Below are 25,896 nucleotides of genomic sequence, written 5' to 3'. Positions count from 1 at the left end.
GAAGTCCACTTCAAAAGATTTATGCCATTTGTGCTGCAACTTCGGCAGCAAAGTCATCGACTTTTTTCTCGAGACCTTCACCTACTTCAAGGCGAATGAATGCAGAGATCTCAGCAGTACCGCCGGCAGCCTTGCCAGCAGCAGCGACAGCTTCAGCAACGCTCAGCTTGTCATCAAGAACATATTTCTGATCAAGAAGGGCCTGCTCTTTGTCAAGAGTCGTGTTATCATCGATAAAACGTGCCAGTTGCCCAGGAACGATCTTGTCCCAGATCTGTTCAGGTTTACCCTGCTCTTTCAATGCCGCTTTGATATCGGCTTCAGCCTGCGCCAAAACGTCATCGGTCAATTGACACATAGAGATATATGAAGGTACGTTAAGAAGTGGTTTCTTCATACGTGCACGCTCTTCATTCTCAGTTTTGATCGCTTCGATACGACCGGCTGTCTCTGCCGCTACGAAATCAGGATCAAAGTCTTTGTAAGAAAGCGTTGTCGGCTTCATCGCAGATGCGTGCATTGCGACTTGCTTCGCTACCGGCACCATTGCTTCAGCAGTTTTTGCAGAGTCACACTCGATAGCAACGATAACACCGATACGTGTGTTAGAGTGAACATAACCGTTAACAGCAACGTTTTCGTTACCGCTTAGTGCCGCGATACGACGTACTTCGATCTTCTCACCGATCTTGGCAACAGTCTCATCGAAGTAAGCGCTGAACGCTTTACCTTCAAGCTCTGTCTCGCGAAGTGCTTCTGTTGTCTCTGCATCTGTTTCAAACGCTTGCGCAACAGTTTTTGATACAAGATCTTTGAAACCGTCGTTCTGTGCAACGAAGTCAGTCTCAGAGTTGACTTCAACCAGTGTCGCACGTTTGAAGTCCGGAGAGATCTTAAGACCGATAGAACCTTCAGCTGCTACGCGGTCCGCTTTTTTAGCAGACTTTGCAACACCGCGTTCACGTAGCCACTCTGATGCTTTATCAAAGTCACCATCACATTCAGTCAACGCTTTTTTACAATCCATCATTGGTGCATCAGTTGCTTGACGCAACTCTTTTACCATTGCTGCTGTAACTGCCATGATTATGCTTCCTCTGTAGTTTCAGTAGATGCTGTCTCTTCAGCTGCTGCTTCTTCTGACGGCATCTCTTCTTCGCTTGTCGCGTTATCAGCGTTAAGCGCTTTACCTTCGTTGATCGCTTCCGCCATTTCACGACAGAAAAGCTGGATCGAACGGATCGCATCATCATTACCCGGGATCGGGTAAGTGATTAGGTCAGGATCACAGTTTGTATCCAGTGGTGCAACAACCGGGATACCGAGACAACGTGCTTCGTTAACCGCGATGTGCTCTTTGACTGCATCGACAACGAACAGCATGTCCGGAAGTTTTTTCATGTTGCGGATACCGCCGAGGTACTGCTCAAGCTTCTCTGCCTGGCGAGACATCATCAACGCTTCTTTTTTGGTAAGAAGATCGATCTGCCCGTTCTCTTTCATCTGCTCGATGATCTCAAGTTTGCGGATCGATTTTTGGATCGTCGGGAAGTTTGTCAGCATACCACCCAACCAACGGTTGTCAACGTATGGCATACCACACTTGATCGCCGCTTCTTTTACAGACGAACGTGCCTGTTTTTTTGTACCGACGAAAAGAACAGTTTGTCCTTCTGCGGCAGCATCAACAACGATCTGGTATGTGTTACGGAAGTAACGCAATGTTTTTTGAAGGTCGATGATATAGATGTTTTTACGAACACCGAAGATGTATTTTTTCATTTTCGGGTTCCAGCGACGTGTCTGGTGTCCGAAGTGTACACCGCATTCTAATAGGTCTTTCATAGTTACCATAAGAGGTCCTTATTGATAGCACTTCTGTGCTAGATTTTGATCGGTTTGCTTCAGTATCGCCAGCATCCAGGTCTATTTTTTCAGACTTTTCTGCACCGATTTTCAGGCGTGATACTTGAGATATTGTCCCAGTTATGAGAGAAATCGCGGAATTATACCTAAAATTATTTAAATTCATGCTGTAACTAATTATGAGACCGCGGCTCCTTCCGATTCAGCATCACACTTCTTTACCAAACGCCACAATCATCTGCATTCAGGTGTAACCCAAGTTCCCTGCTCACCTCTATTTAAAGATAAATGAACCGTAAGCATCCGTTTGGAGAATAATTCAAATAACTTTTATATTAGTTTTGTTAATCTGTGCGAACATTTACGGCATGCTACTGCCAATCTAACAACATTATGGAGAATTCCACATGATCAAAAAGCCCCTACTCGTATCACTCGCGGCGGCAGCCCTGTTAACAGGCAACGCGCAGGCAGCATCGATGTACGACCGCATGTCCGAGATGGAAACAGAGATGCAGGCACTTAAAGCCGAACTCGAAAAGGTCAAAGCCGCGAAACCGGTGGTTGAAGAAGAAGCGGAAGAAGAGGAAACCGCGATGAAAGACGAGCCTGAAGAAGATGAAGAGGATGAGGGTGAAGAGGAAGACGAAGAGGACGAAACCGAGGAGGCATTGGCGTATTTCGACGAGGCGATCACCCGCCTCAACAAAAATACGAGCGGTAATGCCCTGAAATTCGGTGTCGACTTCCGTACAGCCGTTGATAATCTCCAGTACAAAATGGCAGACGGCTCAAAAGAGGAGAACAGCGCCCTCTTCACAAACCGCCTGTGGGTCAATATGAACTGGGCAGCCAGTGAAAACATGAGTTTTACCGGGCAGCTGGCTTATAACAAAGCATTTGGTGCCCGTTCGATAGGTCAGGCAAATCCACAAACCGGAAATCCGGGTGCTGCATATGAACCATTTGACTGGATCACAAGTGAAAATGCATTCGATGATTCTTTGCGTGTTCGTTCAGCGTACTTCTTCTATAGAAACGACACCTTCCTGGGTACAGACATCCCGTGGACCTTCAGTATCGGTCGCCGCCCCTCTACCAACGGCCACCTCATCAACATGCGGGATGATGACCGGGCCGCTTCGCCGATGGGACACACGATCAATGTCGAGTTTGACGGGCTAAGTTCCAAGTTCACACTGATGGAAGATATCGGTATGTATGCCAAGATCTGTGCGGGACGCGGTATGACCAATGCTGCACCAAGATTTAATGCTGCACCATATGCAAGCGTTGATGACAATCCAAATATCGATCTTGGCGGTTTAATCTTTGTTCCATATGATGACGGTCAATACAGCATCGGAATGCAGTATTACTACGCTGCCCATCTGATCGATGTTGATCCGCGTCTTTACTCCGCTGCTCCAGAGACAGCAAATGCTTCCGGTTTTGAGGATGTCGGTAATCTGCATTCCTTTACTGCGAACCTGACTGTCAATGGTATAGGTGATGAGTGGAGTGACTTCCTTGATGATTCGACATTTTTTGTAAGTGGTGCGGTGAGTGTCACGGATCCGAATGAAGATTCTCTTCAAGGTATGTTTGGCGAATTTAATACAGACGGAAGCTTTAGACCGCAATATGACAAAAAAACAGGATACTCTGTTTGGGTTGGACTTCAGTACCCTTCTCTTATCTCTGAAGATGGCCGTTGGGGAGTTGAGTATAACCACGGCTCAAAATTCTGGCGTGCGATCACGTATGCCGAAGATACAAACATCGGTTCAAAGATCGCGGCGCGTGGTGATGCTTATGAAGCCTACTTCACTGAGCCGTTGATCGATGATATCTTTAGTTTCCAACTTCGTTATACCTATATCGATTATAACTTTGCCGGCAGCAACGGTTTCTTCGGTACGATGACAGGTGCTACTAATAAGATCTCTGAATTCCCAAGTCCGAATATGGTTGACACAGCGCAAGATATCCGCGCCTACCTTCGTTACCGTTTCTAATCTCTAACGCAATCGGGGCTCTCCCCGGTTGGACAGACCCTGCTTTTCGACTCCTTTCTCAAAACACGCTCAAGCTATACTCATTCAGAGCACCTTTATAAACAGTTTTCCGTAAAAGCTGCCGTTGAGCTGCGTATGTTTGATCAGGTACTGTCTGAAGCGTTTGTACAGTTCATAATCGACAGGTCTTGGCTCGGTCCAGAACCTGTCCAAGCCGCTCGCCGGTACGCTTAGCCCTTCGATGCCGTAGATAGCATTTCCCATAGTGACGGTCGGTGTCTTATGATGCAGCGAAGAGAGGCCGACCGTGCTGTTGATGGTGACCGTACCGATAGCATGCTTCAACAGCGCCGGCAGATAGACGTCGTGCAAAACCCTGACTCGCGGTGCAACGCCCAGCTTCTGCGCATGTTCAAAAATAAAACCGGCGTAGTTTTTACGCCCCCTGTCTACAGGGTGATGTTTAAAGATCAGCAGATGCTCTTTATCGGCATTTTCGCTAAACGACGTCAGCACGTCGATGATAAACTTCTCGACCGATCGATACCTTGAATGCTGCAGTATCTGGAAATCATTATGGGTCTGCAGCGGTACAAAAAAATAGCGTTTGGACCAGCGTCCTGTCACCTCCTGCAGTATGCCCCGTTCCGTATAGGCGTAGATGAACTTTCGGACAATATTGCGAAGGGCCAGATAGAACTCTTTTAAAGCAGAGAAGTCGCGATGATGCCGGTAATGCGGGTAACGCCATGAGAAGAGGTTTGCCACGGCATAATAGGCAACGGCACTGTAGGCTAATCTGAAACCCGATGTATGGGCCGGCTTCGGCGGAGGCAGCTCGGTCAACTCGAGCCCTCTGTAAAATGCCGGATCATGCGGTATCCGGCTGTAATCGTTCACACCGTAACGTTCCAGTGTGATGTAATCAGGCCTTATATACCCCTCTTCAAAAACGAAGACGTCGATGTTGAGTCTTTCTGCGGCATCAATCGCTATTGACTGGTAAAACCGGCAGTCACCAAACAGAAAGATCATCTCGATCTGGTGTTCTCTCAGATAATCGTGTATAAAATCGGGCCACGCTTCAATCTTGCCGCGAAAGGGGGTATAGGCATGCTTGTAGGCGAAAAAATAGTCAGCAGCGTTGAATCCGATACGGTATGTTGAAGCGCCTGCCTCTGAAAAAAGTTTTTCCAGTTTGGCAAAAAAAGAGCCCATCGGACCCTGCAGAAAAAGTATCTTTTTGCCGCTGACACTGCCGATTTTATTTAAGTTCATAGTGATAGAATTATACTTGGTCTCTACTATAAAAACAACACCGGCCGACTCCAAAGTATCAGGCAGTTATGAAAAAACCAATAGCACTTTTTCTCATAAGCCTCTGTCTGCAAGCCGACACCTTCACAAGCACGCTCAACAGCACCTCAAAACGTCTCAACGATACACTGCTTTTAAGTGAAGATCCCGCCACCGGCTTCCTTGTAGATACCGGTCTGGTGATGGCAGGCATAACAGCCTGGGGAGCCACCCAATGGGACTGGGGGAGTAAAACATTCCATTTTCACAGCGAAGGGTGGTTTGATCGCTCCAGCAAAACGGGCGGGTCCGATAAAACCGGCCACTTTTATATGACCTACCTTCTATCGCGTGTCATGGCATCGCGCATGCAGGACCGCGGACTCAGCCTCGAAGAATCTTCACTCTACGGTTCGCTCTCCGCGCTTACGGCAATGACCTTTATGGAGATAGGCGACGGGACCAGCCCCTACGGTTTCTCGAAAGAGGACTTTATCGCAGACTCCGTCAGCGCCCTTGTGGCCTATCTCATCCGAACCCATCCCAAAATTGACGAGTATATCGATATACGGTTTGAATACCTGCCCCTCAACGATTCATCCGGCAGGAGCGACTTGACGACGGACTACTCCAATATGCGCCACCTTGTGGCATTCAAGGCGATGGGCTTCGATGCACTGAAGCAGACGCCGCTGAGCCTGCTGGAACTGCAGGTCGGCTACTACTCAAGGGGCTACCGCTCCTATGATACGGTTGAAGAGAGCCAGCATCTTTACGTGGGCATCGGAATCTCTTTGGCCGATCTTGCAAGACGCAGTGAGATCAATGTTCTACAAAACATATTTGAATTTTACCAACCCGGGCACACCTATGTCGAAACAGACCTATGGAGCCGGCCATAAGCCTGAAACATCTGAAATGTTGAACCCCGCGATTTTGAAACATGCTAGATTGTCGTTTATTGAAGTATATGGCTTGCTATTACAGCCGTCCCTTCCCGGGCGTCTCAACATGAGATGAGGAACTTGCAAATCATCATCTGACTTACCAAAAATTGAGCCCTAGATGCGTATAGATCTTATGATTCTGTTATAATATTGACTATCAAGAGATGATGGAAATTGTACATGAACAAGTCATTTTATATGTTATCTGCAATGAAAATCATACAACCTTTTCTCCTGACAGCATTTCTGTTCAGCTTCTGCACCGTCCGTGCCGATGATGCTCCACGACGCATTCTCCTCAGCGGCATTACCTGGCACGAAAAAGAGGCACTGGACAACGGTACAAAACTCAACCGCTACAATCTTGGGCTCGGTTACGAACGCGACTACTTCAAAGAGTACAAAAAGCTCTACTACACCTACCATGTCATGCTGCTCAATGACTCCCGTAGCAACCCCTATATCTATCTTGCGGGCAGCAAGTCCGTCCGTTTCCACCACCACAGGATCGACACATCCCTCGGCATCGGTGGGTTTTTCGGATTAAAGAATATGCGCTATAGCAACGGAGACTACCACTATTCGCCGATTGTCGGGCTGGCACCCGTTGCCTCGGTATACCTGGCTGATTTTACCCTCAACATCACCTATGTACCCGGCATCGACTTCGGACGCTATGAGACGATCGGTTTTCTCTACATGTACGCAGGCTGGGAGTTCTGACGCGCATCACATTCTGTTCAGAGCCGGTCTCTCAGGCCTCTCTCCCAGCCTGATCAGCCCAAAAGATATATTCGCGATGCAAAAAGTAGTTCTCTTGTTTTTCCCTAAAGTCTAGGCTTGTACGCAGGTCGGAAGCACTGATGCGCATGGCAGTGGGGTATTGCTGCAAACCTCTACCTGTCCGCTCTTTACATCCGCCGATGCGTTCTCGACTGCCAGACAGTGGTCAAAGTCGGGCATCCTGCCGTAAAAACTCCCGTTGAGCTGCGTTGTAAAGATGAGATAGCGGCGGTACTTTTCAAGCAGTTGCGCATCGGGGGCGCGCTGTCCGCACCAGAAATCGTCCATCGCCATCCCTTTGCAGGTAAGCCCCTCGATGTCATAGATCGCGTTGCCGAGCGTGATCGTCGGCGTCCGGTGGTAGAGTGACGAAAGGCCGACTGTGCTGTTGATCGTCACGGTGCCGATGGCATGTTTGAGGCAGGTCGGCAGGTGGACGTCATGCATGACACAGATGCGTTCAGCAATACCGAGCTGACGGGCCTGATCTGTAATGAAAGTACTGTACTCTTTTCGTCCTCGGTCGACCGGATGGTGCTTGAATACCAGCCAGCACTCTTGCGGCGCATGGCAGGCAAACGATTCAAGCACTTCGAAGATGAACTTCTCGATAGATCCGTACCCCGAGTGCTCGAGGATCTGGAAGTCGTTATGGGTCTGCAGCGGTACGAAGAAGTAGCGGCCTGAACACGTACCCTTTATGCGTTCAAGATAACCGCGTTCGTTCCATCGGTAGTACCATTTGCGCAGCAGGCTCCTGGCGCCGAAAAAGGCCTCTTTGATCGCGGAGAAGTCCCGATGATGGCGGTAGTGCGGGTACATAAAGAAGAGCAGGTTCGACACACCGTAGTAGACAACGGCACTGACGACCATTCGCAGCTGGCTGAAACCGGCCGGTTCCGGCGAGGGTTCTGGCAGTGTCTTTAGATCAAGAGTGTCATAGAACGCCCGTGAGCGGCTGATCCTGCTGAAGTCGTTCACACCGTACTTTTCCATGGTGATATAGTCCGGACGGGCATACCCCTCTTCAAAGACGAAGACCTCGATGCCCAGCTCGCTCGCGGCTTTGATGGCGATGCGCTGGTAAAAACGGCAGTCGCCGAAGAGGTAGATCTGGTCGATCCACTGCTCCCGCAGGAACCTTTTGACAAAGTCGTACCACGCCTCACGTTTTCCGCGGTAGGGGATGTAGTTGTCCCGGTGTGAAAAGAGGCAGTCGCCCGCGTTGAAGCCGATCTTGTAGGTCTTTGCCCCTTTGTCGCGGAACAGGGCGTCGAGACGTTTGAAGAAACTGCCCATCGGTCCCTGCAGAAAAAGGATGTTCTTGTGTTTAATATCACCGATATAGTTATTTTTCATGAACATTATTTTATAGATAGCGAGCTTAATAGACGCCAAATCAGCTGTGATTTTCTTGCAATGAAACGGCGCATATGCTGCACTCTTCTGGATCCGCCAGAACGTTCAATGCGTCTGCGCTCCGCCTCGATCCCCTCAAGTGTCACCTCCACCTCGCAGAGTTCTTTCGTCTTCGGATCGATATAGCGGGGGTAGAGCAGCAGCGTCGCTGCCGCGAGCTGGTCTGCCGTCAAGGTGCGTTTGCGCCGTTCGCAGCGGAAGGCATCACTACTCAGCCCCCATCCCGCGTAAAACGGCAGTCCGTAGGTATAGACTCTGATCCCCCTGATGATCGCCTCGAAACCGACCAGCGAGGTCATCGTATGCACCTCGTCGGCATGTTCAAGGACGCTGTCGATGCTCACCTCGGTGACGACGCGGTCGCAGTACTTTAAGGCCTCGGACTCTGCCACATCCCCTCCCCTGTTGCCCGCCAGTACGTCGGGGTGGGGTTTGAAGACGATGTAGGCGTCGGGGGCGTTCTCTCTTGTGCGCTTGAGCAGCTCCTGGTTGCTCATTCCCGCCGCCCCGTACCGTATGGAAGCGTCATCCTCGACCTGTCCGGGCACCAGAACGATCCTTTTATCATGGGGGAGTGAGAGGTCGACGTCGCTGTAGTTGTTGTACTTGGAGAGTCTCTTCTCGGCCAGATGCCTGCAGAGGTGCCTTGCCCGTTCGGTCTCCTCTTTCGTGAAGACGTGGAAATTGAGCAGATGCTCCAGGTCGCTCTCCTGCGTCGGGTCGAAGTAGATTCCCCGGCTGTCCATGACCAGCGAGTAGGGCTGTGTCAGGTCCGAACCGAGGCCGACAGAGCGGACAAAGCCGTCCTCAACGCGCCAGATGGGGATGCTTTTCCTGCGGGCATAGGCTTCGACCTCATCGAAGGCTTTTTTGCCCCAGATGTAGATGCGGCTCTCTTCATCCAGTCCTCTCCTGAGCGCTTTGTCAAGATGGCCTTTGCCGAAAATCGGGTTGATGAAACGGACCGAAGCGATGTTGCCGACATAAGGGTCCATGAAGGGGTGTTTCCAGCGCGAGAAGCCGAAGAAAAAGGCCTTTTGATCGACTCTTTTGTCGCGTTCTTTGTAGGCGGCGATCGTCCTGATCGTGTCGATGATGTCCGAGGGCTTTTTGCTGTAGGGGTTGTAGTACCTGCTGTAGAGGATGTACGCAGCGGCAAAGATCTCTTCGACGCTAAGCTTCCGTTTTCTCCGCTCGCAGCCCGCCCTGTCGTCGGTGACGCCCCACCCCGCGTAGAAAGGCATGCCGAAGCAGACGCACTCTTTGCCCAGCAGCAGCGCCTCGAAACCCATCTGAGAGGTCTTGGTGTAGACCTTGTCGAACTGTTCGAGCAGCGAGAGCGGGTTGACGTCGGCATCGATGATCTTGCATCTTTTCCGAGCGGCTTCGATATCGATGTCGGAGGCCTTGTTGCCGCTGAGGACGTCGGGGTGGATCTTGAGGTAGACCGCGGCACCGGGGTTCTCCGCTACCGCCGCGTCTATCATCTCGTCGGTCGTGAACCGTCCGGCCAGTCCGTATGTCAGCGACGCGTCCCCCGCCGTCTGGGCGACGACCAGCACCCGTTTTCTGCCGTCTTCGGGGAAAAAGCCCTCGGCTATGTCTGGGGCGTGGTTGTACTTGCTGATGCGGTATTCCCTGATGAGTGCCATCGCCTCGCGGGCCTTTGCCATCAGCGCCTCGTCGGTGTCGAAGTCATGGCTGTTGAGGAGGTTTTCGAGCCGGCTTGGCTGCGTTGCATCGTAATAGATCCCCACATCGTCCTCGACGATGCTGAACGAAGGGGAGTCGCCGAGGCCGACGGAGCGGATGAAGCCGTCTTCGAGAAGGGTCAGTTCGCCGCCGAAACGTTCATGACACCACATGGCGAAGCGACCTGTCCGTTTTCTGCCCCACCCTCTGAAACGGCGTGCGCCGAAGATCTCGGCAATGTTGTCCAGATAGTAGCGGTAGCCGCCGATCACCGCTTCACCCCTATCACGCTGCAGATTTCTTCCATACGATGCGCCCAGGTGTGTTCTTTGGCGACATATTCGGCCCCCGCGCGTGCCCGTTCCAGATCTTCGTCGGAGGGGCCGTGTTTCAAGCGCTCGAACAGTTCCGCCATCTCCGCTTCGTCATGCACGACATGGCAGTAGTCCTTGAAGTATCTTTCCACTGCGGGAGACGGGTTTGTCACGGCAATGCCGCCGCATGCAAGGATCTCTACCAAACGGCGTGAGAACATCGTCGGGGAATCCTCTATGGTGTTGACGTTCAGAGATACAAGGTACTCTTTGTAAATCCGTGCTGTGTCAGCATACTTGACCGCTGCGTTTACGTCCATATGCGGCAGTTCAGGGAAGCGATAGTCGGAAGATTTTCGCGACGAGTTGCGGTCATGAACGCTCACCCCAAGACCTGTCCTGCTCGCCGCACGGAACATCATCTCCTGCCACGCCCTTCTACGGTCGTGGATGTGGCGGCTGTAGCTGCCGACGAAGTTTGCCCGGTTATGTTTGAAATGAAACCCGGTGAAGTTGTGCAACTGCGGCTGGACCGCAAACATCAAGGTATTGACCGTCACTTCCTTGCCCACGATTTCCCGATATTTCGGAACGTAATTCTCGTCGACAGTGAAGATATGGTCGAAGAGCTTCGCACTGTCAATAAAACGCTCGAAATGGACGCCGTCCTCCTTGTTCCAGAAGACCGTCGGAATGCCAAGCTTTTTCGCGTAGGCCACTACCTTTTGCAGCGTCTTATTGTTACGTTTCGGGTGGTCTGGGTAGGCGGCTATCTTAAACTTCCAGGCCTTCCGGCGTCCATGCCAGGACGACTCGACAAACAAAAAATCGGGTTTCCAAAATTGCAGGACAAACCGGTAGTTAAGCGGGGTGATGTAGTATACATCTGCCTCGTGCTTTAGACAAGCCTCTGTCAGTTCGTCTGCGATCAGTGCAATTTTGTAATGTAGATTTTTCTGATTTTTCAAAAAGTGGATACCTGTCACCTGTTTTTATGATCTGCGTTGGCGTCAAAGACAAAAATACCTTTGCGCAATGTGGTCCCTGACTTGTCCCGGATGAAACCGATGACTTCCAAATTGCCTCTAGGCAGCTCGTCTTCGAATGTAAATACAGTTGTAGGGTCGGACTCGTACCCTCTCAGCTGTACTCTTTGGCCATTGTGCATGAGATAAAAAGCGTATTGCACATCCTCCGTTCCCAAGTAATCCTGCCCCAATATACAGTGCACTTTTAAAGATCTATCATTGCAGACCGCATCTATTGTCGTGAGCTGTACAAATTTTGGAGGCGTGTACTTGATGAAAAGGTCGACGACCTCTTTCATCGAATGATTGATGATATGTCCTTCTCCCGGTAACAGTTCCAGATGGATGTCCACACCCTCTTCCAGGCAGGCATTGACAAAGTACATCGTCTGTTCCTGCAGGAAATTCTGCAGCCACGGCTCCTTCTGGTGAATATTGTCGCAAACAAAGAACGTCGGCAGTTTTTTATGCCTGTTCGCTTTCATAAATACGACCAGATCGTTTTCTATAACATCTTTCTTCTGAGGAGGAATCGTGAAATCAACTCTATTTTTATAGATCTCGCTGTACATAGTTGTATCATGCAACTTTATAATAGGTGCATTGGCATATACGCCCCTTGCTTCAAACAGAATTCCGTACATGATCGCAGCATAAGCCCCGATGGAAGAGGCGTAAAAAAAGAGATTTTCTTTCGGATCACATTCGCACTGATCGATTGCTGTCTGAATCAGAGAAAGTACCATCTCGCGGACAAAAAAATCACCCTCTTCACCCAGATATGCCGATGTATCGCCTTCAAGCCCGAATGTATCTACCAGTGACAACACATTCCAATCACCGTTTCTAAATTTACTTGGGATTTTTGAACCCCTAGCATTTAAAATGACCAGAAGGGGCGCACCCTTGGAGACTTCAGCCGGTGTAAACCTGTAAGTCAACTTCCGTCCATCCTTGGCTTCCATGTAGTCTATGCCGTTTTGCAAAGACACTTTTCCCCCTATGCCAGAGCCGATAACATCATAGACGTCATTATGCATGATGTGATGTTTGACGTCTCAAAATGAACGCCCCCTTTTCGGTTTCAACGTACTCCGATTCAAATTCCGGATACTCCTCCAGCCAGCGTCGGCAGATCTCTCTTTCTTCTTGGCGAATTCCATCATCCATAATGACAATAGCATCATCCGCTAAACGATCTATCAAATACGGAAGGGCAGGATATCGTGCTGCTTTATCGGTTCTGGCAGGCGGACCGTCTACTACCAGCATGTCAATTTTTGCCGGTACTTTTGTTTCATCTACACTATACCACTTTGCATCTCTATTATTAATAGTAATATCTGATATCGGTGCACTTATGACCTCGGCAAACTCTTCCAGGCCATGCAACTTAAGGTTTTGAACGGTTTTTTTGCCGTAGAACACATCATGGTCAAAAGAGGTTAGTTTGCCCTGTTTGTTCATTTGCAAGGCGTAGCCTGTGATCAGTGTTGAAACACCGCTTCCAAATTCAACAATATTTTCAGGCTTCCGGATAAGTATCTCTCTTAACAACAACTCGGCAAAATCGGGAGAAATCGCCCAATTACGCATTTTTGGCAGGGGAAACCTTATGTTCAATACATTTTGTATATTTATGAGTGACTCTAACTGAGAAAAGTTGTTTTTTTCTGCATCATTGATTACTTTACCGATCTCCGTCATATCAATAATTGCAGGTGGCTGTTCACATACACTCTCTTTCTCTTGCAATGACCGCATACGTAACTCGGTTTTAATCAGCCTGAGTTCATCCAATATTTCATCTATTGATTTTTCCTCTTCTTGCTTCATGCTTATTTCCTAAGAGTCATCTCAACAATAGAATACCCTTTATTGTGCTTTGGTACAATACTGCATCGTAATGTTTGAATAGCATCTATTTTCCCAAATACTTTAGATTGCCAGCCTATTACTTCTTCATTATCTTCCCCCGATAATAATTCAAAACTATAAGTACACTCACCATCAAATAGCATATGAAGTTCATGAGAATTTTGACCACTTATATAAACACTGTTATCGTCTCTGATCTCTATCTTTTTATCCATAGGAATATGGAACATCAGTTCATACGGTGTCACCTCTTTCGTATCTGCATCAACTTTATCTGTAATGATAAACCTATTAGGACGAATATACTCGATTCTTCGTGTAACACAATAACCCGTATACATAAAACTTTTTGCTGCTACCCATGATGTTTCTTCATTTAAAAAGTAATCTGTGATCTTCGACTGTTTGTCTGCATCCTTATTTATTATGCGGGAAACTTCTGCATTTGGTACTACCGGTATATTATGTGCCTTAGCCGAGCGAAGGTACTTTCTATATGGATCTTGTTCGTTATACTTGTAGATGCCTCCGTCAACAAACCACTCTTCACCTAAGCCATGTAAAATAAAATTCAGATCATCATCGTGTCTGTGGAATGTACTCAGGAAACCGCACTTGAATACCAAGTGAGTCATATCATCATAGGTATCTTTTTCATGCCACTTATCTCTAAGAACAGCATAGCCGCTCTCTTCAAAGACTGCGTCAGGAAGGTTTTCGCCTACTTTACCCCGTTGAGCCTGCGAATGAACATACTGAAATAATTGAAAATTAGTATTATTTTTCAAATGGTTCAGGGCAGGTATTCTTGTACCCGGGTCTGTATCACCAAACATAGGCAGTGCCCCGTTTGGATGCACCAGGTATGCCAATGCTTTTAATGCATTGTTTATAATATCGTTTAACTCTATACTATTTCCCGGTTCATAATGCTGTATCATTTTTGACGCAAGGTCAACCCGCTGTATCATTCCAACCAAATAACTTGGGCTATTTTCTACATGTATCCCTTCTGATGTGAAAGCTATACCCACCTCATCGACTAAACGATCAAAAGCAATGTCATGCCACTGTTTGGCATTTTCAAACTCAGGGAATTTCACTGACGCCAAATACAAAAATAAACTTTGGTCAAACCCATGGTTGTTATGCTTCATGTAAAACTTCTCAACAGAAAGTACATTACAATGTGTCTCAACAAGGTTTAAAAGTATGCTGGCAAAGTCTTCAGTTATGGCGTACTCACTATTGCGTAAATACTCCCATATGTAGATTAGACTGCGTAATCGCAAAGCAGTCGTGTGATCATGCCATGACATTTCGCTTGGGTGTTCTTCTGCATAATTACAGTCATACCAGCTTGTTAAAATTTCAACTAATCTATCTAAATATTTTGCTTCTTTAGTCTTAGTATGGGCTGCAAGCAGATCTATGTAAAAAATGAGCTGATGGAACTGCCATTGCCAGCTACGGTTACTTAGCGGGTTTTCTTTCCATGTCAGTACGGTTGACAGGTGGACAGGTTCAAAACGGTCAAAACTATAAATGTTTTCTAATAATTTTTTACCCTTGTCCCAATTTTTATCATTCAAGCCAGCCTCAATACCCGTCCACAAAAAAAGATCTTTCTCTTTATTGTAGGCTTCATCCAAAAATTCGAATTTCCGGCTCGGTTTTGAATGGGTATACTGTTGCCAATCTTCCTGAGCCAACGGATAGGAACCTAATATAAGTTCATTAATTGTACTATCATGCCATTTAGTGTTCGTCAGTACCGCATGACGTTGAGTGCCCGAACTGTCAAAAGCAATGCAACCCCTGTTTTCATTTAACTTCCAAATTCCGACATCTTTATAGGCATGATCAGTTTCAGAATATTCTTGAATTCCTACATATGAAATACTTGTTTTTTCTTCATGTTCATAACCTGTAAATCCACTGCCTATAGCATTGAAGACGACATCTGTTTTCTGTTGTACTTCAACACTCTTTTCACCATCTGTAAACAACCATGCACCATCATCGTAGGTAACAGTCAACCGAATAAAATTACCAACGTTATAGGGGAGACCACCTATATAAGAACCATCAGCCAGTCGGTACATGATCTTGTTTTTTACCCGTGCAAAACCGTGAAAACGGCTTCCCCTCTCTCCGAAAAAGAAGTTGAGATTAGCGTCATTCTCATATTCCAGAAAATGTATAATTAATTTCCATTTGTCTGCACTTTCGAATCTTATCGTTGGGAATTTTGCATATGAGTAGCAATCAAAAAATAGAACGCCTCCGCTTTCTTGCAAAGGCTCGTCTTCTTTCTTATCGCTGTCAATAAAATCCACTTGACGTTCAACAGTCGGTGTAGACATGAACCGACTATTACAATATGGGGCTATTCCAGTATGCTCTAAGTGGAGTTCAAATCTATTCGTATTATTTCCCTTTGTTACATCGATAGTAATTTCCGACGAAGATTGCCGCTGAACATCCACTTCAAAATTTTCATTTTCCGATAAATCGATCAGGGTGTAAACTGTACTTTGAGCGTTTACACGGTTAAAAAAGTGTACTGCCTTTGACTGGGAAATCGTTCCATCCCTATTCAACATAAAACTTTCCGCCATCTTTTGCTCAATTAACGAATCCGCACGAATTTGTTGAATTTTTTTAGGCTGATTATTCACTAGAAAACTCATTCCATGTGCAATCTCTGAGAATTCATTAATCTCCAGCCCAAAATTAAATCTTGTTTGAATCAAGAACTCTTCATTTAAAGCACTCTCATAATGGTCTACAACGATCAAAATCTGCGGTTTAACATAGATTAATGTCCTCTCCACATAGATGTTTTGCATCCGGTGCTGCACTCCTTGAATCGCCAAGAGACTATCTGACTGAAAATACTTGGTAAGTTTGGTATCTTTCAGCGGAGCATTACGATTTTTCCATTTATGGTTTTCACACGTCGAAACATTGTGTACCTCTTCTGAAGCGTAAGGGACTTCATCCCTGGTAATTACATCACTATAACCCGGGTCCTCGATAATATTGCATCCGTTGGAATAGAGACTAAAACTCAAATCATCATTTTGTTTATGCACATATGAATGCCATGAAGCTGTAAAAAAAAGATGAAATATTTTTTCTTTACTTTCCCCATATTTATTACGGATTACTGAGAACCCTGCTTCTGGTGCAATCAATAATGTGCTTGCTAAATTTTCACCAAAAAACGATTCACTTCTTTTTTTGATTTGACTGGGTAATTTCTGATAAGCCTGTTCTATTTTATGTAATAACCGCTCATTTGGATAAGCAAACGTATCCCCGATCCTATGATTTTCTCCATTAGGTTTCACACAATACTTCAGAAAATGGTGTGTAGTTGCGATTATCGTATAAATTTTTGACAGTAAAGAAGTCTCTCTCTTATACTTCTGATAGAGATCCCATAGTTGAATACACAATGCAGCGTCAAACTCTTGATAGGAAATGGAATGTTCTTTGTTAAAGCCAAAAGTGTCAAACATTGCTTCCATCTGCTCAGCTATACGTTTTTCGGCAATAGTGATAATATGACTATCTTCATCAAATTTTGGAAGCACCAAGGAAAATTCGATTAGTGCTAGGTCAATCATAAAACCATGGTTTGACTTTTTCCTGTAAACCCTGTCGCCCAATAACACTTCTATGTGCTTCTTAATTTCGGCTTCGAGAATTTTTGTATCAACCTGTTCATAATCAGGATTTTCATTCTGTTTCTCTTTGATAAAATGAGCAAAGACTTCCAGCCTTTCAGACATACTATGGTCTGCAAGTTTCGACATATAAAATCTATTTTTAGGTTTATCTTCATTTGCATGATACGTCAAAAAGTCAACGAAAAAAAGCACAGGGTTTACGCCAACTTTACCATCTCTTACCCACTGTTTAATATTGGAAGGCAGCCATCTCAAGCTATAAAAGTTATGGCACCAGTTATTGTTTGAATAAGGATCTACAGACCAGTCAAACGGTAAACTCATCTCCATATCGGGAAAATTTCTATACTTAAGTATCATCTTTTTTCCCTTCATCAAAGTCAGCTTCCTTTCCTAGTTCCCAATAGCCAACAAGATCGTTGTCTTTTTCCATGAGACTTTTGTCAAAACAATGAGCAACCTCTTCAGGTATCAAAGCTTTTTTCCAAATTGCCGCTGTCTCTATAAGACAAGGCTGTTCATGCTGTTTACCGTTATACCCACTGCCAATAGCATCAAAAACAGCAGAAGTTGGATGCTCAATAACATCCGAACTCTTACCATTGTTATAAAAAATAAACTTTCCTTCGTCGTACACAACAACAACTTCATTTAGCGTTTTTGTTAAAAACTCGACGCTGCCAACATACTGATCATCATCTGCTCTGAACTCAAGCCGATTTTTTCTTCTAACAATACTCTTATTTCTCGTGCCACGCTGACCGAAAAAAAAGTTAAACAACTGGTCATTTTCAAATTCATATATCTTGATTGCAGCTGTCCATGAATCATCAGCATTAAACGCTATTTCTGGTATTGGGAAATAATCTTCTGGACCATTGAACTTTTTTCCAAGTTTCAATAATTGTTGGACTTCTGCTTGATGTGAGTGAATTTCATAATGAAAATGAATAAAACCAGCGAGAGCAACATAAATAGAATCGTGGAAATGTGCTGGATCATTTTCCAGTTGAAATTGTTTTTTGATAAATGGGGCAGGAATAATTGTTGCTTCATTGCTTTTAAAAAGCGCTTCAAACTCTTTGGCTCTTTCTTGTCTTTTCGGGTTTTTTTCATAAGTGTTATATGGATAATGTATGAAATAAATACTAGCAGTTGGTTGCGTCGCTTTGAGGAATGTAATAATTTCTCTGAAATAAAAAGCAGAATTTTCCAACGAAATCTTATCACCTAATGTAAAAAAATCATCATAATTTTCAAAGTCATTCTTGCGTAAAAAAACAGGAGATTCTGAATACTCTTCAAACTTTGGATAAGATAGTCTTCCACTCATATCTACATAATTATCCAGAATAAATACATCAACTTTTTCATTTTGAAGCACATCAAAAAAATCATATTTTTCTACTGTTCTATGCTGACCAATTCCTTCATATTGGTTATTTAACATTGCTTCAAAAGAAACATAATTCGGATCATCTGAATTTATTTCAATTGGATTTAGTGACTGTTCAATGCATTTTCTCGGTATTTGTTTTTTGTCGGCTTTTACATAATAATGGTAAAATTGATCGCTTCTATGATGGACTACATTTCCTAATCGTTTGCCCCCAAATCTAATAACAGCTCGATTAGCAGTCATATCAGAAAGACATGAACCTATTGTTATAACATTCATAGAATAACTTTCTCCCATTGATCATGGATTTCACTCAGATCAAACTCTTGTACAAATTCCTTGCTCTCGAGTATAGCATCCGAAAACGATACGTCCGTTTCCTGCAAGATATGGTTAACCGCCTCAGGAATATGGTCGAAACAGTTTTCTTTCGGGTAGATCTCGTCCGCCCCATCCCATTTTATGATGACTGGCGAGCTGCCCGAAGCCATTGCCTCGGCTACGGAGAGATGTGAACCTTCAAAGTCACTTGGAGACAAAATATAGCCTATTTTACTGAACCAGCTTCCCATATCTTTACTAAAACCATCATAGTGTACCGCACCTTTTAAATAAGGCGAACTTTCAATGCGTTTCTCCTGCTCTTCGTAGTACTTCATCTCGTCGGGACGATTCAGCATCCAGGGGTACTCTTTCGCCAGTTTCCCCTTGACAAAGAGCTGGTAGCGCTTGTCCTTCTTGCGCAGCCCCTCGAGGATGTCCAGAGCCCGGTCGAACCGCTTCATCCTGGGAACGATGCCGACGATACCGAGATTGAAACGGGCATCTTCCGTCTTGGGTTGGTCGAGTTCTGCCGTATCGACATAGTTCGGGATATAGATGAATTTGTCCGCGTACTGCTTCAGTGCATACTGGGCAATCGTCTTTCTCTGCATGTGCGGGACGATGAACGTCATTTTGTCTACTGCTGCATAATCGACCTGGGCCGGATAACCCGTCTCGATCTCCTGACGGTGGAAACGGATGAACATCTTCTGGAAAGGCAGCTTGTTATGTGAATACCACACAGCATTCCCCAGGCACCATTCACAGAAGATGATGTCGGCACGCTCCAGCAGTTCCCTGCTTTTGGCCTCGTCGTGTTTGTTGTGGCCCTGCCACTTGTCGACGAGGACGGTGTAGCCGCCGTTCGCAAACTGCGCCATCAACCGTTCGACGAACTTAAGGTCATGCCCGGCAAACAACACGCTCTTGTGCGTCTCTCTTGATCGAAGCGGCGCAACAAGATCGTCAATGTAACCTGCCCTGATAGCAGAGAACGAAAAGGCCTTGCTGGCCTTGTACACAAGCGATGATGCACGCTTTATAGCTTCGGGGTCGCTTATGACCGACTCGATGGTCGGGACCAGCCTGTCATACGAATTGACAAAGAGCGGGTACGCCTCGCTCAGGAGTTTCGTCGTAATCTTGTTGCCGATGACGAGCATCGGCAGGCCGACGCTCGAATACTCCAGGAACTTGGTCGAGACTTCGTCTGTATTCTCTTCAAGCTCGGGGCGTCTCCATGCCCAGGCAAGGTCGTAGGTACGCATCGCCGCGATGACCTCGGCACGAGGACGGGCTTTGTGCCAGACAAGCCCTTCGGTGTTGTTGAGCGCCTCTTCGATCTCTTTTCTGAAAGAGGGGTCTTCGGGCGGGTTGTGTATCTTGTCGCCGTAGACGTGGAGCTCGACATTGTTCTTCCTCTTGCGAAGCTCTCTGAACGCCGAAAGCATCTCGCGCGTGCCCCACAGGGGATCGAATTTACCCGCGTAGACGATTCTGAAGGCGCGTACGCCCGTATCGAAGGTCTTCTTCGGTTCGGGCTGGTCCGGGACCATCGGAGGCAGCAGGCTGGTTTTACCTTTGGCGGCGGGTATCTTCTCTTCGAGGAACTCCTGGATGTAGGTCGTCTGACAGAAGACGGTATAGGAAGCGTCTACGATCTTTGTGACGTCGGAGAGAATGGTTTCGTTCCACTCATCCTTTTTATGGAAGACATCGATCATATATGGCCACAAGCGCCCCTTGAACGCCTCTTTTTCCGCCGCACGTCTGTTGAGCTCGAACCCCCTTAGGATCACGCCGTCAAAGCTGTTCTGCAGCTGCAGTTCTTCGAGCACCTCGATCGCCTGTTCAGGCTTGAGCATTCTGCTCTTCTGGGATGTTTCGGAAGGTGAGATCAGAGTGACGTTGTTCAGCGGCTTCAGGGACTCGATCAGCGTATCGTGTGTCAGGTCTGCTTTCAGTAAGAACGTAACGGAGACATGGTTCAGACCGGAGAGCATTTCGACAAGCGAACATGCCCAGATGGCCGAACCGTCCACGTAGTTCAGGTTAAGATCGCCGTAGACCAGAAGCGACAGCGGACGCATCCGTTTTGCTTCTTCTATCTGCGACATCAGTCTGTCCCGGTTGATGCTAAACGCTTTGTCGTAGACACCGTCAAATCGCGTCGCAACCTGTGACCAGTCGCGGTTGGCAAGCACCCACTCTTTTCCTTTTTCCGCCAATCTCTCCCGCAAAGCTTTGTCCGTCAGTACGGCAGAAAGTTTTGCGGCAAGGTCTTCGACGTTACCTTTCTCGAACAGGAGTCCTGTTTTACCGTCCTGCACGATCTCTTGCAGCGCGTCTACACTGGATGCGATCACCGTTTTCTGCTGGGCCATGGCCTCGAACGGTTTGAGCGGAGAGACCATTTCGCACACCTGCAGGGGCTTTCTCGGGAACGGTGTGATATCGATCAGCGAATAGTGATCCTGCACTTCGTGATGCGGGATTCTACCAAGGATAAAGACATCGTCCTCAAGCTCCAGTTCCGCAACTTTTTGACGGATCCCCGCCAAGGCATTGCCGTCACCGATCAGTAAAAAGTTAAAGGACACACCATTACGTTTCAAGAGCGAAAGGGCTTCTACCAGATCGTCAAGACCTTCATAATCGACAATAGAACCCACGTAGCCGATGGTCGGGGCATCTTTCAGCCCGATCTTCTTTCTCAGTGCTTCGTTCGGCTCAAGAGGCTTGAAATGTTCTGTGTTGATGGCGTTGGGGATGATGGTAATCTTCGCTTCATCCACCCCGCGGCGTACGAGTTCGTCTTTCAGCCCGCTGGTAATCGCGACAACCTGGTCGGCTTCCTTTGCCACAAGGGCTTCCAGACTGCTTTCCAGAGTGAAACGTTCTGTTTCTCCCCATCCCGGCAGTGTCGAAGCCCGTGTGATCTCCCAGAGTCCGCGCACTTCGTAGACGAAGGGAATGCCCAACCGCCGGGCCGCGATAAGCGCCGGAAGTGCCGTATAGAATGCGGAGGCGGAATGGACAATCGAAGGTTGTTCTTCGACAAGCCGTTCTTCTATCTCATCGGCAGCCGTCATGATGTACTGGTCCATCGGCTGGTCATAGTAATGGGCAGCGCTCAGCCTGGAGTAGCTCACACCATCTACGACATCCTTCTCTTCGAAGGTTTTGATACCCACATCGAGCGGGTATCCCGAACGTGTTACGCCTTCAACACTGTAGCTGGATGTTTTCAGCAGCGTGGTCAATACGGCATGCGACCGGGTTGCGTAGCCGTTGGAATGATGAGGCAGGGACGCATGCAGGAACATCATGACCTTGTGCGTGTTCTCTTCCAGGGGCTTGACCACACCTGAAGACAGTTGCGGCAGACGGTTGTACAGCGAGACATAGCCTCTGGCATAATTGACGTTGCGCAGATCGGCCGGCTGGACGGAGTAGTTTTTCCGTTCGAAATCCTCGAGGATTTTTTTGGCCGTTTCGAGCAGACCGGCATCAACGATACGACGGAACATTTTGGCGGCCCTTTCATATTCAGGGTCTTCCTGGTATGCCAAAAGATAGTAGCGCCCCTTCATTGACACACTTTCCATGTCCGCAAGTGCTTCATACAGGTCTGCTCTGTGGTAAGCAGGCAGTTGAGAATTTACAATGTACTCCTCCGCTTTTTGACGCCCTTCTTTTTCCCAAACAACCTTCATCTGTTCAATATAATTTTTTGCGACCTTGGCTTTCGGCACGTTTTTTTCAGCCATTTCTGTCAAAGCGATCTGAATGATGTTGTTGTTATACCATGGAAGCCATGTTAACTTCACTTTCTTACAGTGTTCGGGTGTTTTAAATGTTGCCTTCCAGTCATGTTCCCCTGGATTTGCAGTAGGCAGGTAAATATAAAATCCTAGCTTTTGGGAATACCGAAGTCCAAGCTTTTTTGCAGATTCTTTCGCAATCTTCAAATTTAAAAAATCGACTTGTATTAGCGCTGCATTATCCTTTTCACCCAACAACGTAATTATTTTGCCGTTCAGCTCAACTTGACTGTTCGGTATAACATTGATGGTTTTATGAAAAACTGCATCAGAAATTGTTTTCCAGACAAGGTTCTTATCTTCTTCTTTCTGATGATATGACAATAACTCTTTCTTATGTTTATTTCGATAAAGCTGGTACAGGTCTTTCGGAAGTCTAAAAAAATCCTTTCGTGATTTTGTAGCATGTATAAGCAAGTAACCGAGTTTAAACGACAATGTTTTACGCACATTTTCAGTCGCTTGTTTTTCATGAATCAAGGCTAGTTTCAACGACCGTTTTCTTTGTTTTGTATACTGCAATTCATTGTATATTTTTGAGTAACAAACATCTTTTGAAATATTGATTTCTTTATGAATAATGACATCATGGCTGTTCTTCCATGTTCGAAAACCTATTTTCAAGATTCCTATCTCTTCGGGAATAAGTATGTTAAAAGACCATACACTAATCGTTTTCCCAACGGGCAGATAGCTATAAATACCGACTTTTGACTTTTTCAACCCGTTAAGTCTACAGGTCTCTTCATCCATCTCATAATTTCCGAAATCAAGAAGAATTAATGCAGCATCTCTATTTTCACCGGGCTGGCTTCTGAGATAACCTGAAAAATTATATCGCTCGCCCGCTTTCACATGTAAGGTGATCCAGTAGGGGCTTGTTTGCAGAAGATGTTCATCTTCCAAGATAGCATCAGTCGTCAAAAGTGAAGGGGGATGCAATAGAAGCTCCTTTTCATTGCTGACATCAGCCGAAACAACAGAAAGCGGATTCGAATGTGACATTTGTATCAACCTTTACAATCTTATTATATATTTACAAAATCTAATACTTGCTGCAAAGTTTGCAATGCAACAAATTCTTTATGCTTGACCAGAACAACAAGAACATCCGCTTGTTCTACCGCCTCTGTCAAAGGAGCCAGTTCGATATTTTTCCTGTTGCTCAAAACAGGAGGAAGCACATCGATATTCGGTTCCACTGCAAGTATCTCAAAACCTTCAACATCTGAAAGCATTTTGGTTATCTCCAGTGCCGGCGATTCACGCAGATCGTCGATATCCGGCTTGAAAGCAAGACCCAAACAAGCGATTTTTGGATTTGTTATATTTTTTACAGCTTCTTTCACTTTTGAAATCACATAATGAGGCTTTCCATCATTTACTTCTCTAGCTGTTTTTATAAGTCTTGCTCCTTCCGGAAAGTCATGCACAATGAACCATGGGTCAACTGCTATGCAGTGTCCACCTACTCCGCACCCAGGTTGAAGTATGCTTACCCTTGGGTGTTTGTTTGCCATTTCTATAAGTTCCCAAACATTTATACCCATCTCATCGCATAGCAAACTAAGCTCATTTGCGAAAGCAATGTTCACATCTCTAAAAGAGTTTTCCGTCAGCTTGCACATCTCTGCTGTTCTTGCAGTTGTAATACTGCACTCACCTTCTACAAACGTCTTGTAAAGCGTTGCCGCATAGTCTGCACATTTTGGAGTCATACCGCCGATGATACGATCATTTTCCACAAGTTCTCTGATCATTTGTCCAGGCAAAATTCTTTCCGGGCAATGTGCTATGCGTATGTCTGAGTCTTCACCATGTGTTTGAGGGAAAGTAAGGTCTGGTCTCTCCTCTGCTATCCATGCAGCCATTTTCTCTGTAGCACCTACCGGAGAAGTTGACTCAAGAACTACAAGGTTGCCTTTTTCAAGTACTTTTGCAAGGCTTCTCGTAGCTGACTCTATATAGTCAAGGTTTGGTTCATGATCCTCGCCTTTAAATGGTGTTGGCACAGCCATAATAAAAGCATCTGCTTTTTGTGGCGTTGTAAATGCTTCCAACATACCGGCATCAACAACCTCTTTTACAAGCGCCTCGAGTCCGGGCTCTTCAATGTGGATCTTTCCTTGGTTGATCGTATCGACAGCGTGCTGATTAATGTCTACACCTTTGACTTTTATACCACTTTTTGCAAAAACTGCTCCCGTCGGCAAACCGATATAACCTAAACCCACCATACAGACTGAATCAAATCTCATTTATATATTTTCCTTTAAAAAATTTACGATTTTACGACATGCGTTCCCATCACCGTATGGGTTGTGTGCATACGCCATTTTTTTGTACATCACCTCATCCTCCAACAGTCTTGAGACACTGTTGACGATCGTCTCTTTGTTTGTGCCGACCAGCATGACCGTTCCTGCAGCCAATGCTTCAGGTCGTTCCGTAGTATCTCGCATTACCAGAACAGGCTTGCCTAATGAAGGTGCCTCTTCCTGAACACCGCCACTATCTGTCAAGATCATATGACATCTGTTTAAAAGATAAACGAACGGCAGATAGTCTAAAGGTTCTATCAAATAGACATTATCTATGCCGGTCAATATCTCTTTAACAGGCTTTTGAACATTCGGGTTGAGATGGACAGGATAGACAAAATCAACATCTTGGTGTTTTTGTGCAAGTTCTTTGAGTCCATTACAAATATTTAAAAAACCATCTCCAAAGTTTTCGCGGCGATGGCCCGTTACGAGAACAAGTTTTCGATCGTCAGTCGGTGTGTATCCAAGAGCTGTAATCTTTGTCAGGATATCTGTTTTTAACTGCTCGTCTGTATCGATCTTGTCTCTTACCATGAAGAGAGAGTCAATGACAGTATTACCTGTCACGATAATATCTTTATCGCTTATATGCTCTTTTTGCAGGTTTTCTTTGTTTGTCAATGTCGGCGCGAAATGATACTTTGTAATCTGTGTTGTTAAAAGTCTATTTGCCTCTTCCGGCCACGGTGAATAGATATTTCCTGTTCTCAGGCCAGCTTCAACATGCCCCACTTCGATCTTTTGATAAAAAGCCGCGAGTGTAGTACTGATCGTTGTCGTTGTGTCACCATGCACTAAAACAACATCAGGTTTGAACGTATCAAGGACATCGCGCATTCCCAACAGCACCTTCGAGGTCACATCGTAGAGGTCCTGCCCGTTTTTCATAATGTTCAGGTCATAATCTGGCTTGATCTCGAAGAGTTCAAGCACCTGGTCGAGCATTTCACGGTGCTGCGCAGTGACACACACTCTCATGTCGAACACATCGGCATGCTTCTCGAACTCTTTGACAAGCGGCGCCATCTTGATCGCTTCCGGGCGTGTTCCAAAAACTATTAATACTTTTTTCAATTTTTCCTCTTT

16 protein-coding genes are annotated in these 25,896 nt (G+C 46.2%); 3 read left to right on the top strand and 13 right to left on the bottom strand.

Annotation, left to right across the window (positions count from 1 at the left end):
• Positions 1–19: 19 nt before the first annotated feature.
• Together tsf and rpsB are read right to left on the bottom strand one after the other, a co-directional pair.
• The gene (gene tsf, locus WCY20_RS01990) at positions 20–1,084 is read right to left on the bottom strand and encodes a translation elongation factor Ts (protein WP_345976596.1); all 1,065 of its coding nucleotides are present in this window, start codon (positions 1,082–1,084) and stop codon (positions 20–22) included.
• 2 nt (positions 1,085–1,086) lie between these two features.
• Positions 1,087–1,854: a 30S ribosomal protein S2 gene (gene rpsB, locus WCY20_RS01985; RefSeq protein ID WP_345976595.1), complete on the bottom strand. Its 768-nt coding sequence runs from the start codon at positions 1,852–1,854 to the stop codon at positions 1,087–1,089.
• 419 nt (positions 1,855–2,273) lie between these two features.
• On the opposite strand from rpsB, the gene WCY20_RS01980 reads away from it, so the two are divergent.
• A complete protein-coding gene (locus WCY20_RS01980; protein ID WP_345976594.1) occupies positions 2,274–3,884 on the top strand; it encodes a DUF3373 family protein in 1,611 nt (536 codons plus the stop codon).
• 84 nt (positions 3,885–3,968) lie between these two features.
• Here WCY20_RS01980 and WCY20_RS01975 read toward each other — a convergent pair whose 3' ends face one another.
• Positions 3,969–5,162, bottom strand: coding sequence for a capsular biosynthesis protein (locus WCY20_RS01975; protein ID WP_345976593.1), 1,194 nt, complete (start codon positions 5,160–5,162; stop codon positions 3,969–3,971).
• Between the two features lie 68 nt (positions 5,163–5,230).
• On the opposite strand from WCY20_RS01975, the gene WCY20_RS01970 reads away from it, so the two are divergent.
• Both WCY20_RS01970 and WCY20_RS01965 read left to right on the top strand, forming a co-directional pair.
• A complete protein-coding gene (locus WCY20_RS01970; RefSeq protein WP_345976592.1) occupies positions 5,231–6,082 on the top strand; it encodes a DUF2279 domain-containing protein in 852 nt (283 codons plus the stop codon).
• A gap of 255 nt (positions 6,083–6,337) precedes the next feature.
• Positions 6,338–6,850: a hypothetical protein gene (locus WCY20_RS01965; RefSeq protein ID WP_345976591.1), complete on the top strand. Its 513-nt coding sequence runs from the start codon at positions 6,338–6,340 to the stop codon at positions 6,848–6,850.
• 111 nt (positions 6,851–6,961) lie between these two features.
• On the opposite strand, the gene WCY20_RS01960 is transcribed toward WCY20_RS01965, so the two are convergent.
• From WCY20_RS01960 to wecB, 10 genes are all read right to left on the bottom strand, one after another.
• Positions 6,962–8,269 (bottom strand): capsular biosynthesis protein, encoded by a 1,308-nt coding sequence (locus WCY20_RS01960; RefSeq protein ID WP_345976590.1) that lies wholly within the window; start codon positions 8,267–8,269, stop codon positions 6,962–6,964.
• Positions 8,270–8,274: 5 nt separating this feature from the next.
• Positions 8,275–10,293, bottom strand: a complete 2,019-nt coding sequence (locus tag WCY20_RS01955; RefSeq protein ID WP_345976589.1) for a capsular polysaccharide biosynthesis protein — start codon at positions 10,291–10,293, stop codon at positions 8,275–8,277.
• Positions 10,290–11,303, bottom strand: a complete 1,014-nt coding sequence (locus WCY20_RS01950; RefSeq protein ID WP_345976588.1) for a glycosyltransferase — start codon at positions 11,301–11,303, stop codon at positions 10,290–10,292. Before WCY20_RS01950 ends, WCY20_RS01955 begins: the two co-directional genes overlap by 4 nt.
• Before the next feature lie 14 nt (positions 11,304–11,317).
• Positions 11,318–12,403, bottom strand: coding sequence for a hypothetical protein (locus tag WCY20_RS01945; RefSeq protein WP_345976587.1), 1,086 nt, complete (start codon positions 12,401–12,403; stop codon positions 11,318–11,320).
• Positions 12,396–13,199, bottom strand: a complete 804-nt coding sequence (locus WCY20_RS01940) for a class I SAM-dependent methyltransferase (protein WP_345976586.1) — start codon at positions 13,197–13,199, stop codon at positions 12,396–12,398. The genes WCY20_RS01945 and WCY20_RS01940 overlap by 8 nt, the downstream gene beginning before the upstream one ends.
• 2 nt (positions 13,200–13,201) lie before the next feature.
• Positions 13,202–17,314 (bottom strand): heparinase II/III family protein, encoded by a 4,113-nt coding sequence (locus tag WCY20_RS01935; protein WP_345978199.1) that lies wholly within the window; start codon positions 17,312–17,314, stop codon positions 13,202–13,204.
• The gene (locus WCY20_RS01930; protein WP_345976585.1) at positions 17,289–18,617 is read right to left on the bottom strand and encodes a LamG-like jellyroll fold domain-containing protein; all 1,329 of its coding nucleotides are present in this window, start codon (positions 18,615–18,617) and stop codon (positions 17,289–17,291) included. The genes WCY20_RS01935 and WCY20_RS01930 overlap by 26 nt, the downstream gene beginning before the upstream one ends.
• Complete coding sequence (locus tag WCY20_RS01925) at positions 18,614–22,492, bottom strand: glycosyltransferase (protein WP_345976584.1); 3,879 nt, start codon at positions 22,490–22,492, stop codon at positions 18,614–18,616. Before WCY20_RS01925 ends, WCY20_RS01930 begins: the two co-directional genes overlap by 4 nt.
• 1,022 nt (positions 22,493–23,514) lie before the next feature.
• Positions 23,515–24,744 (bottom strand): UDP-N-acetyl-D-mannosamine dehydrogenase, encoded by a 1,230-nt coding sequence (gene wecC / locus WCY20_RS01920; protein WP_345976583.1) that lies wholly within the window; start codon positions 24,742–24,744, stop codon positions 23,515–23,517.
• On the bottom strand, positions 24,745–25,884 hold the full coding sequence (gene wecB, locus WCY20_RS01915; protein ID WP_345976582.1) for a UDP-N-acetylglucosamine 2-epimerase (non-hydrolyzing): 1,140 nt from the start codon (positions 25,882–25,884) through the stop codon (positions 24,745–24,747). It abuts the gene before it with no gap.
• Between the last annotated feature and the right edge of the window lie 12 nt (positions 25,885–25,896).

The organism is Sulfurimonas sp. HSL3-7 (assembly GCF_039645985.1).
Taxonomy (GTDB): Bacteria; Campylobacterota; Campylobacteria; order Campylobacterales; family Sulfurimonadaceae; genus Sulfonitrofixus; species Sulfonitrofixus jiaomeiensis.
Note: the sequence above shows the minus strand (reverse complement) of the source record. Positions and strands in the feature narration are given on the sequence as shown.

Bases quoted from the DNA above. Each gene is read 5' to 3' on its own strand.
- tsf (WP_345976596.1), bottom strand. From the start codon at position 1,084: ATGGCAGTTACAGCAGCAATGGTAAAAGAGTTGCGTCAAGCAACTGAT.
- rpsB (WP_345976595.1), bottom strand. From the start codon at position 1,854: ATGGTAACTATGAAAGACCTATTAGAATGCGGTGTACACTTCGGACAC.
- WCY20_RS01980 (WP_345976594.1), top strand. From the start codon at position 2,274: ATGATCAAAAAGCCCCTACTCGTATCACTCGCGGCGGCAGCCCTGTTA.
- WCY20_RS01975 (WP_345976593.1), bottom strand. From the start codon at position 5,162: ATGAACTTAAATAAAATCGGCAGTGTCAGCGGCAAAAAGATACTTTTT.
- WCY20_RS01970 (WP_345976592.1), top strand. From the start codon at position 5,231: ATGAAAAAACCAATAGCACTTTTTCTCATAAGCCTCTGTCTGCAAGCC.
- WCY20_RS01965 (WP_345976591.1), top strand. From the start codon at position 6,338: ATGAAAATCATACAACCTTTTCTCCTGACAGCATTTCTGTTCAGCTTC.
- WCY20_RS01960 (WP_345976590.1), bottom strand. From the start codon at position 8,269: ATGAAAAATAACTATATCGGTGATATTAAACACAAGAACATCCTTTTT.
- WCY20_RS01945 (WP_345976587.1), bottom strand. From the start codon at position 12,403: ATGCATAATGACGTCTATGATGTTATCGGCTCTGGCATAGGGGGAAAA.
- WCY20_RS01940 (WP_345976586.1), bottom strand. From the start codon at position 13,199: ATGAAGCAAGAAGAGGAAAAATCAATAGATGAAATATTGGATGAACTC.
- WCY20_RS01935 (WP_345978199.1), bottom strand. From the start codon at position 17,314: ATGAAGGGAAAAAAGATGATACTTAAGTATAGAAATTTTCCCGATATG.
- WCY20_RS01930 (WP_345976585.1), bottom strand. From the start codon at position 18,617: ATGAATGTTATAACAATAGGTTCATGTCTTTCTGATATGACTGCTAAT.
- wecC (WP_345976583.1), bottom strand. From the start codon at position 24,744: ATGAGATTTGATTCAGTCTGTATGGTGGGTTTAGGTTATATCGGTTTG.